Here is a 15,612-nt window from a genome sequence, read left to right as displayed (position 1 = left end):
GATACGGTTTGGCCTAGTGCTGGCTTTACGGTACACTAACGCCCTTGAATTTTTTGCCACAGGGACTCTATGCAAGCCTTCTACGATTTATATCCAGCAACCAAGCACTTACATCTTTTATTGATTGCACTCAGCGTATTATTTTTTGTGGTTCGTTTTGGTTTGCATATGGCAGACTCAAAGCAGCTTGATAAGAAATTTTTCAAAATTGCCCCCCATGTGATTGATACCTTCTTGCTCCTATCTGGGGTCATCTTGTGTTTTATGATCAAACAATATCCTCTTGAAGCCCCATGGTTAACTGAAAAGTTAATGGCAGTCGCGGCTTATATCTTACTGGCTTATATGGCAATTAAGTCCAACCGCAATCGGGTGTTTAAAATCTTTGCCTTTTTAGGGGCGATTGGTTGGTTGATGTTTGCTGCTAAGTTAGCGGTATTAAAAACCACAGTATTAGTGTAACAGTGAGCAATATGTCTGTAGTTAATGACTCTTTACTCGAGGCAGAAGATGCCTTGAGTTCAATCTCTTTACCGGAAACGCCATTGGAGTTGTCTATTCACTTAGGCCTAACCCAAGGCGATAGTGCGCAGCAGGCGTGGTTTGAACTGGCAGGCGCGGTACTAAGCCATTACTTAGTAGATCAAGAACAACGTTTTACGGCCTTACTTAAGTGGTTCTATCAAGATTTAGGCTTTAGCGTGCGCGAAGATTATTACGGCGTGCAAGCGGCTGACTTGGCCACCTGTTTGCTTAGTCGTCAGGGCAATAGCACGACCTTATCTTGCTTATTACTCTTGCTCGCTAAGCAGTTAGATTTGCCGTTAGAAGTGGTATTGCTGCCAGGCCACAGCCTAGTGCAATGGCGCCATAATCAGCAAATTCACTATATCGACCCGTTAACCGGTCAATTTGTGGATAAACACTTTATGCACGCCATAGTGCGCGGTGAACTTGGCAATGCGGCGCCGCTGAAACCTAGTTATCTTAAAGCGGTAACAGTTAAGCGATTGTTAACGCGGATGTTGCATGAATTGAAAGCAGGCTGTATTTTGCAGGGGAAGTTTGAAGCGGCATTGGAATGTTGCAATTTATTATTGCAGTGGCATCCTGACGACGCGCATTTAAACCGCGAACGAGCTTTTATTGCTCAGCAACTGGGATGTATCAGTTTAGCCGCGGCGGATCTGACGCACTTTATTGAACATAGTCCGCATGATCCTGTGATTGAACTGGTTAAGCTGCAACTTAAAGATTTAGTGGATAAACCCGAGGTCTATCACTGATTGGTTAAGTTTAGCTCCCAGTAATAATTATTATAAAAACTAGGGAGAGTTAACCATGCAAGTCGCGACGCAAAGCGCCTTGATCACCAATGATGCCGTAACCCTTGGCATATTAGCGGTGATTTTAGGCGCGGTGTTTTATACCAATGCCAGCCCCCATCCATTTTGGCGCAAATTCTATTCGTTTATCCCCGCGTTACTCTTATGTTATTTCTTACCGTCATTGCTCAATACCTTTGGTATTGTTGATGGTGATAGTTCATCGCTCTACTTTGTGGCCTCGCGTTACTTACTGCCTGCCTGTTTAGTGCTGCTTATTTTAAGTGTTGATTTAAAAGCCATTATTGGCCTTGGCCCTAAAGCTATCATAATGTTTCTAACCGGCACCTTAGGGATAGTCATAGGCGGGCCGATTGCCTTGCTGGTGATGTCATATTTTGATCCTAGTCTCACAGCGAATATGGGCCCTGAGTCGGTATGGCGCGGCATGACGACTCTGGCAGGCAGTTGGATTGGTGGCAGTGCCAATCAAGCCGCCATGAAGGAAGTCTATGATGTGGGCGGTGAAATTTTCTCAGTGATGGTGACAGTAGATGTGATAGTCGCCAACATCTGGATGGCCGTGTTGCTCTATTTAGCCTCGCGCGCTAAGGAAATTGATGCGCGTACTGGCGCTGATACCCGCGCTATTGAGGCCTTGCAGCGCAACGTTGAGAAATATCAGGCTGAGAATTCCCGCATTCCAAACCTTACAGATTTAATGCTGATAGTGGCGGTAGGCTTTGGGGTTACTGGGTTTTCGCATTTTGCGGCGGATTTGTTGGGGCCATTTTTTACTGAGCATTACCCTTGGACCGAGCAATACAGTTTAACCTCTAAGTTTTTCTGGGTAGTAGTGATAGTGACTACCATAGGCTTAGCTATGTCATTTACGCCGGCGCGCCACTTAGAGGCGGCAGGCGCTTCTAAAGTGGCCTCTGCTTATCTGTATATCTTGGTGGCAACCATAGGCTTACATATGGACGTGACACGGATTTTAGATACGCCGATTTACTTTATGATTGGGGTTATCTGGATGTTAGTGCATGGCGGCTTAATGTTAGTGGTGGCCAAACTCATTAAAGCGCCACTCTTTTATGTGGCGGTAGGCAGTCAGGCCAATATTGGCGGCGCGGCGTCTGCGCCTGTAGTGGCGGCGGCGTTCCATCCGGCTTTAGCTCCGGTTGGGGTATTACTGGCCGTGCTTGGCTATGCGCTTGGAACTTATATGGCTTGGTTCAGTGGCCAGATAATGCAATTATTCGTGCAATAGTGCTCATGCCGCTGCGCTTTAAGTGATATTAAATAAGCCCATACTTGATGGGCTTTTTATTACTTAGAGTTAAGTGAATCCACTAACGCGGGCTTAGTCACTGCCGCTTAGGCGTAATTGAGGTTATAATCCAGCCTTACCTAAGAGGCTCGATACCAAGGCGGTGTCGGCGAATAAGAGAGACCTTGTGATGATCCAGAAAACCATCCAACTCGGAGCCATTGAAGTGGCCAACGATAAACCATTCGTGCTGTTTGGTGGCATGAACGTGCTTGAGTCACGAGATTTAGCGATGAAAATTGCTGAACATTATGCCGAAGTGACCAGCAAACTCGGTATTCCTTATGTATTTAAGGCCTCATTTGATAAGGCTAACCGTTCATCAATCAATTCTTACCGTGGCCCTGGCATGGAAGAAGGCTTAAAGATTTTTGAAGAAATCAAACGTACCTTTAATCTGCCAATCATCACCGACGTGCATGAAGTGTATCAGTGTGCACCAGTTGCTGAAGTGGTGGATGTTATCCAGTTACCAGCCTTCTTAGCTCGTCAAACGGATTTAGTAGTGGCTATGGCTCAAACTGGCGCTGTCATCAATGTGAAAAAACCGCAGTTTTTAGCCCCCCACGAAATGCGTCACATCATTAAGAAGTTTAATGAAGCCGGCAATGATGAAATCATGCTGTGTGAGCGCGGTAGCAGCTTTGGTTACAACAATTTAGTCGTCGATATGTTAGGTATGGATGACATGAAGAACACTGGCTACCCAGTAATTTTTGATGCTACCCACGCTCTGCAGCGCCCTGGTGGACGTGAAGATTCTGCCGGCGGTCGCCGCGCCCAGGCCACAGAACTTGCCCGTAGCGGTATGGCCTTAGGCTTAGCGGGATTATTCATTGAAGCGCATCCTGATCCAGACAATGCTAAGTGTGATGGCCCATGCGCCTTGCCTTTACATCAATTAGAAGCCTATTTGACGCAAATGAAGGCCGTTGATGATTTAGTGAAATCATTTGCACCGATTGATACTAGTAAGTAATAACAGCTTTTATTCATTAAACGCCCGGATTTCCGGGCGTTTTTGTTTCAAATATGCGAGAAATTATGGCTATCACACCATTAGAGAGTAAAGTTAAGCAAGCGTTAGTAGCAAGCTTGCAAACCTATATAGAAGATGAGCTTAATCAAGATATTGGTCAGTTTGAGGCCGAGTTCTTGCTGGATTTTATTACCGAAAAGGCGAGCGCCCATTGGTACAATCAAGGCTTGCAAGATGCGCGTGTGTTAATGCATTCAACCCTATTAAGCTGCTTAGATGATATTGAAGAAGCCGTGGATGCGCAGCAAATGAAGCTGGGCTAAGGCTGATTTGCACTTTTAGGCGCTGTGGTTTTTGCATGCCAGTGTATATAGCTTTTAACAGGATGAATCACAGAGGTTGAACATGACAGTTGAGCATTTAATTGATAAACAGAGGTTTGTGTGGGATCAGCAAGGCATTGAAGCGGTTCTGGATTATCAGCAGCAAGGCAAGACAATTAATTTTAGTCGCACCTTTGTGCCAGAAGCGCTGCGCGGTCAAGGCATAGCCGAGAAGCTAGTGCGCACTGGGCTTACTTGGGCTAAGCAAGAAGGTTATGAGATAGAAGCTAGCTGCTGGTACGTGCAGAAGTTTTTGAAATAATAGCTGTGCGTTAATGCGCTTGGCGCTGCAAAATGGATGCAAGTAGTTGCTGATTTTGCGGCGCTTCCAGTTGATGGGCTTGGGCTCTTGCCACTATATAGCCATTAATGGCGGCTATTTCTGTTTGTCGCCCGTGCGCCATATCTTGCTGCATAGATGAGTAATTGTTAGCAGTTAAGGCAATCACAGAATATACCCGTGCGAGTAACTCAGCATAATTTAGTGCGACCCCATCAGCCGCTGCTACTTGCACTAATTCAGTCACTACAGCGGTAATTATGCCAGTAAAGCGCGCGTCACTTAGCTCACCATTGCGGCAGTTATGAAGGGCGGTTAATGGGTTAATGGCGGCATTGATGGCGAGTTTTTGCCATAAGGCATTGATGATATCAGTTTGCCACTGACAGTCTGGGATAGCAGAGCTAAACGCTTGCTGTAAGCTTGCGCTAATAGGTAAGCCTGCGTTGATAGCCGGCGCGCTGGCTTGTCCCCACTGGGTAATCCCAGTGCCTGTGTGCGCAATGATATAATCATTTATACGCATGGCGCCTTGAGATGTGGTACCAAGCAATAAGCCAAGGGGTTGAGGCTGCGCGCTTAAATGCGCTTTTAGCGCTAAATGGGGGCCAAGGCCATTGTGTAATAACAGTATTTGGCAATTAGGTGCTAATTTGGGCAGTAGCGGTACTATGGCGCTAAGCACTTGATGAGCCTTAACTGTGACTATGACTAACTGAATGGAGGCAAGCTCAGCCTTAGTAACACTTGCAAGGCTCAAGCCTTGATGATGGCTGTGATGATGCTCGCCTTGACGGTCAATAAAGGTTAATTGCGTTGGAATCGCGCTTTGATCTTTGGGCCACAGCAGTAAGCACTTATGTTGATGGAGATTGAGTTGATGATAAATTAACTGACCAATAGCCCCAGGGCCGACAATGGCGATATGAGCTGGGGCTAAGGACATTAGGATTCAATACTTTTTGGCGCTGGGCTAAATAACTGATAGAGCCAGAGCGATACGTAAAATAAGACAACGCCTGACATATCGGCTATCCAGTCACCAAATTCGGCGCTGCGATAGGGTAAATAGGATTGCACTATTTCAATCAACAAGGCGTAGCCTGCCATTATCATCAACAGAATTGGCCACTTAGGTTTGAAAGCCAAATAGGTTAATAAAGACAAGCAAAAGAAACCGCTTAAGTGACCGATTTTATCGAGATGAGGCACTGATGGCGAATAGTTAGGGCGAGAAAACACCAGATAGCTAATCACTAATACGGCAAGTAATAACGCGAATTTGAAAATAATACGTTTAACTATCACGGCATAACATCGTTAACTAATTGAACGCACATCATATGCAAATAGCTCGATTCTGTCACCTCTGGTGTTGAAATTATCCATGATCTTAGGTTTTACCTTCACCTTGAGGCGGATGGCAGTTAAAATTATCTTCTTGGGTTTTTGATGGTAGGAAAATGAATTATGCCTTCTTTTGATATTGTTTCTGAAGTTGATGAAGTAGAACTGCGTAATGCGGTTGCTAACTGTAAGCGTGAACTGGATTCTCGTTTCGATTTTCGTGGCGTTGAGTGCGAAGTAGAATATAAAGATAATCAGGTGAGCTTACGCTCTGAGTCTGATTTCCAATGTAATCAGATGGTTGATGTACTGCGCAGTTCGTTAAGCAAGCGTAATGTTGACCCTGCGGCCATGGAAGTGGAAGACAAAGCCATTCACTCTGGCAAGTTCTTTACCCTGAAAGTGAAATTCAAGCAAGGCATAGATACTGAAACCGCCAAAAAGTTGGTGAAAGAAATTAAGAACAGTAAGCTTAAAGTCGTGGCCGCCATTCAAGGCGAATCAGTGCGTATTACCGCTAAAAAGCGTGATGACTTACAAGCGGTAATGGCGTTAGCGCGTAATTCTGAGCTGGGGCAACCGTTCCAGTTCAACAATTTCCGTGATTAATGATTACCGTTTCTGCCAGTAACCAAGGCTAACCTTGGTTCACTGCACTTAATGACGGCCCATGGCCTAATGCCGATCAGTTAAGACAGATCGCTTGACGATCTCACTGAAAGGATCAAAATCCGATGACCCCATGTCATCGGATTTTTTTATGCAACTTTCAGACGCTTTGGCGCGTACTCATATCAATCGTCATACCGAATTCACCTGTCTGGCCGATGTGCTTGAGCCTGATTTAATTCAGTCGTGCCTTGATTCACATGGTGTTGCCAGTTTACGGCGACGTAAGTTACCTATGGATGCCATGATTTGGGCGGTGATTGGTATGGCTCTGTTCAGAGGCGAGTCCGTCCGCTCTCTCATCAATAAGCTTGCTATCGTCTTACCTCAAGAGGTGGATTACGTGGCTCGCAGTGCTGTCACGCAAGCGCGCAAGCGGCTGGGCTCTGACGTTGTTCAGGATATGTTTAAGCGAAGTGCCAAAACCTGGCATGAGAGAGCCGAGCATCCTCATTGGTGTGGACTCAACCTCTACGGTGTCGATGGTGTCGTGTGGCGAACACCTGATAGTGAGCAAAACAACCAGGCCTTTGCCAAAACCGCCAATGCTGCTGGTGATGCTGCTTATCCTCAAATTCGTATGGTTTGCATGATGGAATTAAGCAGCCACTTGGTATTGAACAGCGCCTTTGATTCTGTTGCTGTCAGTGAAATGAATTTAGCCGCCGAACTGATATCCAGCATACCCAATAACAGCCTGACTCTGTTTGACAGAGGCTTCTATCCGTTGGGGCTTTTGCACGCCTGGCAACAGGCTCAACCTAACAGCCACTGGCTGCTGCCGTTGAAGAAAGGCACACAATATGAAGTGGTACGCTCTTTAGGAAAACACGACCAACTGGTGCAGTTAACCACCACAGCTCAAGCCAGAAAGAAGTGGCCTATTGCCTGACAATATTGAAGCTCGCTTACTGACGAAGACGGTAAAAGGTAAGTTGGTTTCCATTTTGACCTCATTAACTGACCCCTTACGTTATCCGGGGGCCGAAATAGCGGATTTATATGCCCATCGATGGGAGATAGCAGTGGGCTATCGGGAGATGAAGCAACACCTGCTGGAGAGTCGCTTTACGCTACGCAGTCAATTACCAGAGCTGGTTATCCAAGAATTGTGGGGGGGTACTGTTGGCCTATAACCTCATCAGATACAAGATGGTGTTGATGGCTAAAAGCTTACCGTCGTTACATCCGAATCAATTGAGCTTTAGAGATGCGTCGAGTTATATCATTTTCAAACTGACTCAGCTGCCATCTCAAACGCCAGGGAATGTTCCGAGAGATGTCTTGGACATAGTGCGTAATGCAAGGCAGTTCAAGCTAGATGGGAAACGGGATAGGGCCTATCCACGTGCGTTAAAAATGAGTAAAAACAAGTATCCCATTAAGCCTAAGAAAAATGCCGTTCACACTAAGTGAACGGCATTAGCCCATGGCCGTCATTTTTTTACCTGAAACATTCAATCAATTACAGCCCAGGATTATCACTATGACTGACAGTTTGCTCATCGGTTAACTCTGCGCTCGGCACGCGCTTATTAACTAGGCTAATTAAAATTAACACCGGAAAGCCAATTAAACTGCAGCCAATAAAGAAGTTCACATAGCCAAAGTTATCGACATACACCCCTGAAAACCCCGCGATAAACTTAGGGAATAACAGCATGATGGATGATAACAGCGCATATTGAGTGGCGCTGAAGCCACTGCTAGTGAGACTGGATAAATAGGCAATAAAGGCCGCCGTTGCAATTCCCGCGCTAAAGTTATCAACGGAAATGGCAAAGGTTAGAAACGGCACGTTGTAGCCAATGAGGGCTTGCCATGCAAACAGCAAGTTAGTGCTAGCAACCAGCAGCGCGCCTAAAAATAGGATTTTCATGGTGCCAAAGCGATTGACTAACATGCCACCAAAAGCCGCGCCCACTAACGTCATTATCAAGCCAAAGACTTTGCTTATCGCCGCAATTTCCTCTTTTTTAAAGCCCATATCTACGTAAAACGCATTGGCCATAATCCCCATGACAATATCGGAAATACGATAACAGGCAATCAGCGCCAAAATGAGTAAGGCATTGCGGCCATAACGCTGAAAAAAGTCGATAAAGGGCAGGGCGCAAGCGCTATAAAACCAAGCGTATAAGCGTGCTAGGCGTTGAGGGTGATGCTCGCATAAGCGTAAATACATTTGTTGCTGTATGGCATCGCTTTGCTCGGTATTAACTTTAGGCTCGCGCGCCAGTAGCGTGGCCAATACGCCAACGCCCATTACCATGGCCATGACCCAGTAAGCGTATTGCCAGCCAGATAAGCTGTAAGCGTCACTGTAATTACTGCTCCACGCGGCTATGGTTAGCGCACCTGCGGTGGCTACTATCATAGCGCTGCGATAACCTACTTGATACGCCGCGGCAAGCGCTGCCTGCATGCTAGGCGGCGCGGAATCAATTCGGAAAGCATCGATGACAATATCTTGGGTAGCAGAAGCAAAAGCTACCATTAAGGCAAAGGCGACTAAGTGATTGAGATCTTTTAATGGGTCGCTGCTTGCCATTCCCATGATCGCGAGTATGAGAATGATTTGAGAAAGCAGCATCCAACTGCGCCGCCGGCCGATTAAGCGTGTCAGCACTGGAATCGATATTCTATCGACCAAAGGAGACCATAACCATTTGAACGCATAGGTTAGCGCAATCCAGCTGAAGTAACCTATGGCGGCTCTATCAATGCCAGCTTCCCTTAACCAAAACGATAAGGTTGAAAACACAAGCATTAAAGGCAGGCCTGCTGAAAATCCAAGCAGTAATAAGATCAGGACGCGGCGGTGACAATACACAGAAAAAGGCGCGCAAAGGCGAGAAAACAATGACATATCAGCAATTAGTGACCATTGGAAAACCTAGCTTACGGTGCGCTGCCAGCTTGGGCAAGTAAAACCATGAATAAGCGCTTTGGTTTTCGGCAGGTGTATTTGCCTAAAAAAATAGCCCAGCAAGCTGGGCTAATCATTTACATCTTCAAGGCTTACACCCATGTTAATAGCAATCTTGTTAAGGACAAATACCTACACACGATGACGGTTTATCGCCGCCGATGCTGAGATAGTCAGAATACTGCTGTATTTGCTGGCGCAAAAATCGATTCCCTCTCAACACCCAGTCGGGCCATTTATCAAAGTTATGTAACAGATGCCAGAACGCTTGCTCTATATCTGACTGAGCTTCGCCCTGATAGTCCCATTGTTGCCATTCCTCCAGGGTGTCCCACAGGTAAAGCTGGATTTCATCAAATGCAATTTGATCCATCAAAAAAGCATTAGTATAAAACGCCAGCTGGGGCGCCTTATTGTCGATGAACTCTTCTCGGGTCATCGCGTCGCCTCCATTTGTTGTAAACATGTTGCAAGGTTAATTGCCCGTCCAGTATTAAGGAATATCTCGCATTGCTCAAGCATTAAATGTACGCTTTTTAAGCGTTTATGGCCTTGTAATTTACCTGATATCGACTAGGTAAGCGCTTGAGGTCATTGTCGAATCTATTATTTATCTGACAATAAGGTCGCTTTTTTTAATAGCACAGGTTGTAACGGCACATCTTGCCAATTAAGCGTTTGTTGCTGGCCAGTTTCAACCTTCGCAATGGCATCAATCACCTCCATACCACTCACGACTTCACCAAATACGGCGTAGCCCCAACGCTTAGGGGATGGATCTAAGCGGCTATTATCGGCGACGTTAAAAAAGAACTGGCTGGAGGCCGAATGGGGATCCATAGATCTTGCCATTGCTATGGTGCCAGGCTGATTGGATAAGCCATTGCCCGATTCATTGGCTATGGCGGTGAGAGTTGGTTTTTCTTTAAAATCAGGCGTAACCCCGCCGCCTTGCACCACAAAACCATCAATCACCCGATGAAATATGGTGTTGTCATAATGGCCTTTGGTGACATATGTCAGAAAATTCTTAACGGTAATTGGCGCCTTATTGGCATCAAGCTCAACCACTATTATGCCCATAGTCGTTTCTAATTTTACTTGTGGGAACGAAGTCTCTAGCTGCAACGGCGCACTTGAGTCCTGCGCATAGGCATTACAGCTTAATAATAAGGCGGCAATCATCCATGCTTTCATTGGTTAGCTCCAGTTAAAAAGCGGTTGAGTTCAGGGTCTACAATAATGCTACGGGTGATTTCAGCCAGTAACTTATTGAGCTCAAGTTCAAGGCTAGCATAATCAGCGGTTAATATATCTGAGCGCGAACCGCGGATAGTATATTGTTTAGTAAGAGTTTTATTGCCGCTGGTGGCAGTGACATTGATGATGATATTGCTCTTTGTTTCATAATCAAATGTCGATTGATTGACATCAGTTAGCAAGGTGCTTAGTGCTATGTTCATGTGGGTGCTGCTGGCGGGATCAATTCTATATCCTGCTTGGTTAAGACCTGTGCGCACCATGTTTTCGAGCTGCAAGCTTGGAGATTCCGCTGGGCTCACCAATGTGACTTTGCCATTGGCTTGATTGATTTTCACAACCGCATTATCGCTGCGAGCATCAGAGCTTGAAATCGCAATCGGCACCACTTGATGTAGCTGTTTAGCTATGGGGTCTAACTGCGGCGAGAGCGCTATGATACTAGGCGTGCTTGAACAAGCGCTGAGGAACAGAAGGCTTATCAACAAAAGAGGGTTAAATTTCATAATAAATAATAAGTTGTGAATTTGAGCTGAGCATACCAGAAATTCATAAGGATGAAACTTGCGCCATAGTTACTTGCCTATTCAAAATAAAGCCAAAGCCAAGCTTAGTAGCATCCCAAGCAATCGAGCTCGTGTGATTATTTTTACAAATTGATAACTTAAGGCTTTTTTCAGTGAACGCTTAGGGGTAGAGTAAAAACCCTATTGATGGCGGATGAGAATTCCAAGATGGTACAGCTTGTTAACTTAGCGAATGCTGATGCCCAAACGAGCGCAGCAGGCAGCCTAGCGACAGAACCTATGGATACTAAGAGTTATCCAGAAATCATGACTATTAAGGCACCAGCACAGTTAATTGCCCCAAGCGGTGAGCCGCAGTATGGTTATTTTGATGGCATAGTTGCTGAATTGAATTTAGACGATTTTAACTATCAAACCTGCATGGATAAACCCGCTTCACGCCTAGCTAAACACTTTCATTATAAGCAATTTCAATTTGTTGGTATCAAGACTCGCGATTATGTCATAGGTGTTGCCTTGGCTGATATTGGCTATCTTGGCAGTGGCTTTGCTTATATTTATCACATCAAGACTAATCGGCTCACGCAAATTGATTGGCTTAAACCTTTAGGGCTGGGTTATCAATCCATGCCATCCCCTAAGCAAGGCATAGGCACCATTGCTGATAGGCATGCCAGTGTGCGCTTTACCATCACAGACGGCCAATGGCATTTGTCACTGCAATCGATGGCGATTAACGCTGAGCTTGATTTAATTGCGCCGCCTCTCAGTTTGCCGCTCGCCTTGTGTAATCCCACCGGCTATAGCGGCTGGACCTATACCCAAAAACATAATGCCCTTAAGGTCAAAGGTACATTAACAATAGATGGCGCCGCCGTCAGCTTGCTCGGCAGCTCGGCAGGTTATGATTTTTCCGCGGGCTTTATGCGCCGCGATACCAGTTGGCGCTGGGCGTCGATTAACTCCATTACCGCTGATGGCGCCATTGGCCTAAATTTGGCGGCGGGAGTGAATGAAACGGGTCTGAATGAAAATGTATTTTGGTGTAATGGTGAGCGCCATTTACTCGGCCCTGTGCAGTTTGAATTTAGCCGAAAAAATCTTAACCAAGCGTGGCAAATTAAGAGTATCGATGGTCGAGTCAATCTTAGTTTTCAAGGGCTGAATCAACGCAGCGAGCGGCGTAACTTGTGGCTATTAAAAAGTAACTTTAGACAAAACATTGGGGTGTTTAATGGTTATGTTATTGATAACCAAGGGCGACGCCACATCATAGGTAACTTGTTGGGGTTAACTGAAGATCATTATTCCCGCTGGTAGCCTGCATTTGAATTAGCGCTCGAGTTAGCGCTTGAATTAGTGCCAGAGTTGATTGACGTGTTAACCCTAAGATTTAACAACCAATAATAACAGGATGCTCACTATGGAATGGTTGGTTGCCCACCCAGATTGGCTACTTATGATATTAGCGCCGGTATTTATGTTGTGTATGGTGCTCGAGTGGCGTGTATCAAGGCAAAGCGGCAGATTGCCGCCATCGGCGAGTTATCAATGGCAAGAAGTCAGTTGTAACTTTGCTCTGGGGGCTTTGCATCAATTAACCGACATCACGGTTGGGCTTATGGTGATACAAGTTTATCTGTGGCTATTTGATTGGCGCCTACTGGATATTTCTATGGGGCTGATGAGCTTTATCGCGCTAATAGTGGCGCAAGATTTTTGTTATTACTGGTTTCATCGCGCGAGCCATAGAGTGCGTTGGTGGTGGGCGGCGCATTCAACCCATCATAGCTCTGAGAGCATGAACTTTAGTACCGCATTTCGCCAAAGCTTAATGTACCCCTTTGCCGGCATGTGGTTATTTTGGGTACCGTTAGTCATTATTGGTTTTCCGCCAAAATGGGTGGTGCTGAGTGTGCTGTTGAATTTGGGGTTGCAGTTTATTATTCATACCCAATGGATTAAGAACTTTGGCTGGTTGGATCTCGTGTTTAATTCGCCAAGCCACCACAGGGTGCACCATGGCCGTAATCCGCAGTACATAGATAAAAATTATGCCGGGGTGTTGATCATCTGGGACAAGTTATTTGGCACTTTTGAGCCTGAAGTGGAGGCCGTGGTGTATGGCATCACTAAGCCAGTAAATAGCACTAATCCTATTACCGTGACTTTTGTGGAATGGCAACATATGTGGTGTGATGTTACGGCTAAGGGGCGCAGTTGGCGCCAGCGTTTAGCCGCCATAGTGGCGCCACCATCAGCGCCGCAAGAATAAAAGCTAGGCTAATTCTCTTCATCGGCAGGCTCAGTTCATTCCGGATAATGCGGTAAATCCGCTAATGGACTGTAATTTAATTCATTGAGGCGCGAGTTAATACAATGCAGCATATAAGCATCATGATTAAGAAGTGGCACTTCAAGCTCGATAGCTAAGTCGTGACAGACTTGGGATATGTCCATTAACTCTGTATCTGATACTAAGGCTAATTCCATCACTTTAGTGTCAGTTGCCAAGCTAGCGCCGCTGAACAATAGACTCAGCGCCAGCATTGATTGAAATCTCATTCTTCATCCTTAAGTCGGTATTGCCAAGATACAAATGGTTGGTGATCGTTATCTTGTGTAAGTGTTTTGATTGTCACATGTTGTATTTGTTGGTGGCAACGTAAACTTGCTTGGGGTGTGTTTGTTGCGTAATTTTGCGGCGAATTAGTGGCTAATGAAAGGTCATTGGTTGTTTAAGCGGGCGATGTAGCTATTTATAAGGAAGGAATAAGGGCTAACTGAAGATGACGTGATAATTGAGTGACTGGCCGAAATCAGGTTGTAATGATGGTAAATATGAGAACCCACCATTCACTTTACTCATTAGATTGAAATGATGGGCTGCTATCTCATTCAAATGTGAATTAAAGCCAGCAGCTTAATTTATGGCTATTTACGCAAAATTAGCGACGTTTACTTGATGGTGCGAGCGCCTTTTTACGAGCGGCTTGTTTTTGCGCCGCTTTAGATAAGCTCTTTGGGCGCTCATACTCTTTAGTTAAATCAGGCTCAAAGCCTGGGTACCACTGCTCAGGTAAGCGGCGACCTAAAAATGTTTCGAGATTATGCAGTAACTTTTCATCTTGTGGGTCGAGCAAACTAATGGCTAAACCGCTTAAACCGGCGCGGCCAGTGCGACCAACACGATGAACGTAATCTTCGGTTTTAAAAGGTAGCTCCATATTAATGACCACAGGTAAATCATCAATATCTAAACCGCGGGCGGCAATGTCGGTGGCGACGATGACGTTAATCTCACTATTTTTAAAAGCGTTTAAGGTTTGCTCGCGTTGATGCTGCGTTAAATCCCCATGTAAATCGGCGGCATTTATCCCTTGCTCTCTTAAAACTTGGCTTAATTGCGCCGCATCTTGACGTTGGCGACTAAAAATCAGCACCCGTGGCCATGAGTTCTTGCTGAGCAAATGACTTAATAATGCCAATTTGCGCTCAGGATCGACTTGGTATACCTGCTCAACAATGTTCACCCCAGTGGTATTGCGCTCATCCACTTCTATGATCTGTGCTTGGTGCTGCAGGCGCTTACTTAATTTGAAAATATGGTCATTGAGGGTGGCTGAAAATAATAAAGTTTGACGAGTTTTCGACAGATGCTTAAGGATTTCACGGATCTCATCCATAAACCCCATGTCTAACATGCGATCGGCTTCATCAAAAACCAACATAGACAATTGCTTAAGATTAAGCCGACGTTTTTTGAGTAAGTCGATTAAGCGTCCCGGCGTTGCCACTAACACATCAACGCCTAGTGCCAAGCTGTGGATTTGCGGACCAATACTGATGCCGCCATAAGCAACATTAATGCGCACCTTAGTATTAGCGGCAAGAGCATCGAGTTGACTAAAGACTTGTTGCGCTAGTTCGCGGGTCGGTACCAAGACCAAGGCCTTGATAACGCATGGGCTATTGCCTGGAATGACGCTGAGCTCTTGACCTAACACTTGCTGTAATATTGGCAAGCCAAAGGCCGCCGTTTTACCTGTGCCAGTTTGTGCGCTTGCTAGCAGATCTTGCCCCGCAACCACCAATGGAATAGCTAGGGCTTGAATTTTAGTGGGAGTTGTAAAACCTAAGGTTTGGAGGTTGTGTTGCAGGATTGGCGCCAGCGGCAAGTCGCTAAAAGACATAGTGCATAGTTCTCGTTCTTACGGGGCGAATATTGTAGCAGATGTCGTGTTTGATTTTACTATTTGACTGGCAATCATCAGGGGGCAAAGCGGATTTATGTTGATATTTCAGGGCTATTTTTGTGATTGTTATATAGGGGTTGTGATTGTTGCTGAAGGCCTAGCTGTTACCTAATAGAGCGGATGAGCGCTTTGCTAATCAAGTGAAATGCTAACTTAGCGTTTTTTTTGGTTGGTGCAAACGTTAACCCATGGTTGTCAGAATTCTCGCCATTTTGTTTGGGTGTTTCTGATTTAATCTTTACTTAAGCTAACTGTTTGAAAAACGACTGCTTATAAGGCTTTTTGACACTTAGGTCGGCGCTTATTTGTGCGCTAGTTGCGATT

General features: G+C 45.5%; 17 protein-coding genes and 1 pseudogene. 10 read left to right on the top strand and 8 right to left on the bottom strand.

Annotated elements, in window-relative coordinates; genetic code table 11:
* The first annotated feature begins 69 nt into the window (after nucleotides 1-69).
* The 6 genes from AC1HDP_RS08660 (at nucleotide 70) to AC1HDP_RS08635 (ending at nucleotide 4,282) form a co-directional block, all read left to right on the top strand.
* Entirely contained in the window at nucleotides 70-462 is a 393-nt protein-coding gene (locus tag AC1HDP_RS08660; protein WP_140933410.1) for a SirB2 family protein, read from the top strand.
* Between the two features lie 11 nt (nucleotides 463-473).
* Nucleotides 474-1,286, top strand: coding sequence for a transglutaminase family protein (locus tag AC1HDP_RS08655; RefSeq protein WP_479638442.1), 813 nt, complete (start codon nucleotides 474-476; stop codon nucleotides 1,284-1,286).
* A gap of 55 nt (nucleotides 1,287-1,341) precedes the next feature.
* Entirely contained in the window at nucleotides 1,342-2,598 is a 1,257-nt protein-coding gene (locus AC1HDP_RS08650) for a DUF819 family protein (RefSeq protein ID WP_479638441.1), read from the top strand.
* A 190-nt stretch (nucleotides 2,599-2,788) separates the two neighbouring features.
* Nucleotides 2,789-3,637: a 3-deoxy-8-phosphooctulonate synthase gene (gene kdsA / locus AC1HDP_RS08645; RefSeq protein WP_140933407.1), complete on the top strand. Its 849-nt coding sequence runs from the start codon at nucleotides 2,789-2,791 to the stop codon at nucleotides 3,635-3,637.
* A 65-nt stretch (nucleotides 3,638-3,702) separates the two neighbouring features.
* The gene (locus tag AC1HDP_RS08640) at nucleotides 3,703-3,960 is read left to right on the top strand and encodes a DUF2164 domain-containing protein (RefSeq protein WP_479638440.1); all 258 of its coding nucleotides are present in this window, start codon (nucleotides 3,703-3,705) and stop codon (nucleotides 3,958-3,960) included.
* Between the two features lie 82 nt (nucleotides 3,961-4,042).
* A complete protein-coding gene (locus AC1HDP_RS08635) occupies nucleotides 4,043-4,282 on the top strand; it encodes a GNAT family N-acetyltransferase (protein ID WP_479638439.1) in 240 nt (79 codons plus the stop codon).
* Nucleotides 4,283-4,292: 10 nt separating this feature from the next.
* Here the strand turns inward: AC1HDP_RS08635 and AC1HDP_RS08630 are convergent, their stop codons facing one another.
* Together AC1HDP_RS08630 and AC1HDP_RS08625 are read right to left on the bottom strand one after the other, a co-directional pair.
* On the bottom strand, nucleotides 4,293-5,246 hold the full coding sequence (locus AC1HDP_RS08630; RefSeq protein WP_479638438.1) for a ketopantoate reductase family protein: 954 nt from the start codon (nucleotides 5,244-5,246) through the stop codon (nucleotides 4,293-4,295).
* Nucleotides 5,246-5,608: a VanZ family protein gene (locus AC1HDP_RS08625; protein ID WP_479638437.1), complete on the bottom strand. Its 363-nt coding sequence runs from the start codon at nucleotides 5,606-5,608 to the stop codon at nucleotides 5,246-5,248. The genes AC1HDP_RS08630 and AC1HDP_RS08625 overlap by 1 nt, the downstream gene beginning before the upstream one ends.
* Nucleotides 5,609-5,770: 162 nt before the next feature.
* Here AC1HDP_RS08625 and AC1HDP_RS08620 point away from each other — a divergent pair, with 162 nt between their 5' ends.
* Both AC1HDP_RS08620 and AC1HDP_RS08615 read left to right on the top strand, forming a co-directional pair.
* A complete protein-coding gene (locus AC1HDP_RS08620) occupies nucleotides 5,771-6,256 on the top strand; it encodes a YajQ family cyclic di-GMP-binding protein (RefSeq protein WP_479638436.1) in 486 nt (161 codons plus the stop codon).
* Nucleotides 6,257-6,407: 151 nt separating this feature from the next.
* Nucleotides 6,408-7,732: pseudogene (locus AC1HDP_RS08615) on the top strand (IS4 family transposase).
* Between the two features lie 49 nt (nucleotides 7,733-7,781).
* Here the strand turns inward: AC1HDP_RS08615 and AC1HDP_RS08610 are convergent.
* The 4 genes from AC1HDP_RS08610 to AC1HDP_RS08595 all read right to left on the bottom strand — a co-directional run bounded on the left by AC1HDP_RS08610 (nucleotide 7,782) and on the right by AC1HDP_RS08595 (nucleotide 11,011).
* A complete protein-coding gene (locus AC1HDP_RS08610) occupies nucleotides 7,782-9,185 on the bottom strand; it encodes an AmpG family muropeptide MFS transporter (protein ID WP_479638435.1) in 1,404 nt (467 codons plus the stop codon).
* A 178-nt stretch (nucleotides 9,186-9,363) separates the two neighbouring features.
* Nucleotides 9,364-9,684, bottom strand: a complete 321-nt coding sequence (locus AC1HDP_RS08605) for a hypothetical protein (RefSeq protein ID WP_479638434.1) — start codon at nucleotides 9,682-9,684, stop codon at nucleotides 9,364-9,366.
* 167 nt (nucleotides 9,685-9,851) lie between these two features.
* A complete protein-coding gene (locus AC1HDP_RS08600; RefSeq protein ID WP_479638433.1) occupies nucleotides 9,852-10,442 on the bottom strand; it encodes a peptidylprolyl isomerase in 591 nt (196 codons plus the stop codon).
* Nucleotides 10,439-11,011, bottom strand: a complete 573-nt coding sequence (locus tag AC1HDP_RS08595) for a YajG family lipoprotein (protein ID WP_479638432.1) — start codon at nucleotides 11,009-11,011, stop codon at nucleotides 10,439-10,441. Before AC1HDP_RS08595 ends, AC1HDP_RS08600 begins: the two co-directional genes overlap by 4 nt.
* A 300-nt stretch (nucleotides 11,012-11,311) precedes the next feature.
* Between AC1HDP_RS08595 and AC1HDP_RS08590 the strand changes: the two genes are divergently transcribed.
* Both AC1HDP_RS08590 and AC1HDP_RS08585 read left to right on the top strand, forming a co-directional pair.
* Nucleotides 11,312-12,352 (top strand): DUF2804 domain-containing protein, encoded by a 1,041-nt coding sequence (locus AC1HDP_RS08590; RefSeq protein WP_479639861.1) that lies wholly within the window; start codon nucleotides 11,312-11,314, stop codon nucleotides 12,350-12,352.
* A 103-nt stretch (nucleotides 12,353-12,455) separates the two neighbouring features.
* Nucleotides 12,456-13,307: a sterol desaturase family protein gene (locus AC1HDP_RS08585; protein WP_479638431.1), complete on the top strand. Its 852-nt coding sequence runs from the start codon at nucleotides 12,456-12,458 to the stop codon at nucleotides 13,305-13,307.
* Between the two features lie 35 nt (nucleotides 13,308-13,342).
* Here AC1HDP_RS08585 and AC1HDP_RS08580 read toward each other — a convergent pair whose 3' ends face one another.
* Nucleotides 13,343-13,597 (bottom strand): hypothetical protein, encoded by a 255-nt coding sequence (locus AC1HDP_RS08580; RefSeq protein WP_140933396.1) that lies wholly within the window; start codon nucleotides 13,595-13,597, stop codon nucleotides 13,343-13,345.
* A 383-nt stretch (nucleotides 13,598-13,980) separates the two neighbouring features.
* Entirely contained in the window at nucleotides 13,981-15,225 is a 1,245-nt protein-coding gene (locus AC1HDP_RS08575; RefSeq protein ID WP_479638430.1) for a DEAD/DEAH box helicase, read from the bottom strand.
* Nucleotides 15,226-15,612: the final 387 nt, after the last annotated feature.

The organism is Shewanella sp. ISS20 (genome assembly GCF_056522965.1).
Note: the sequence above shows the minus strand (reverse complement) of the source record. Positions and strands in the feature narration are given on the sequence as shown.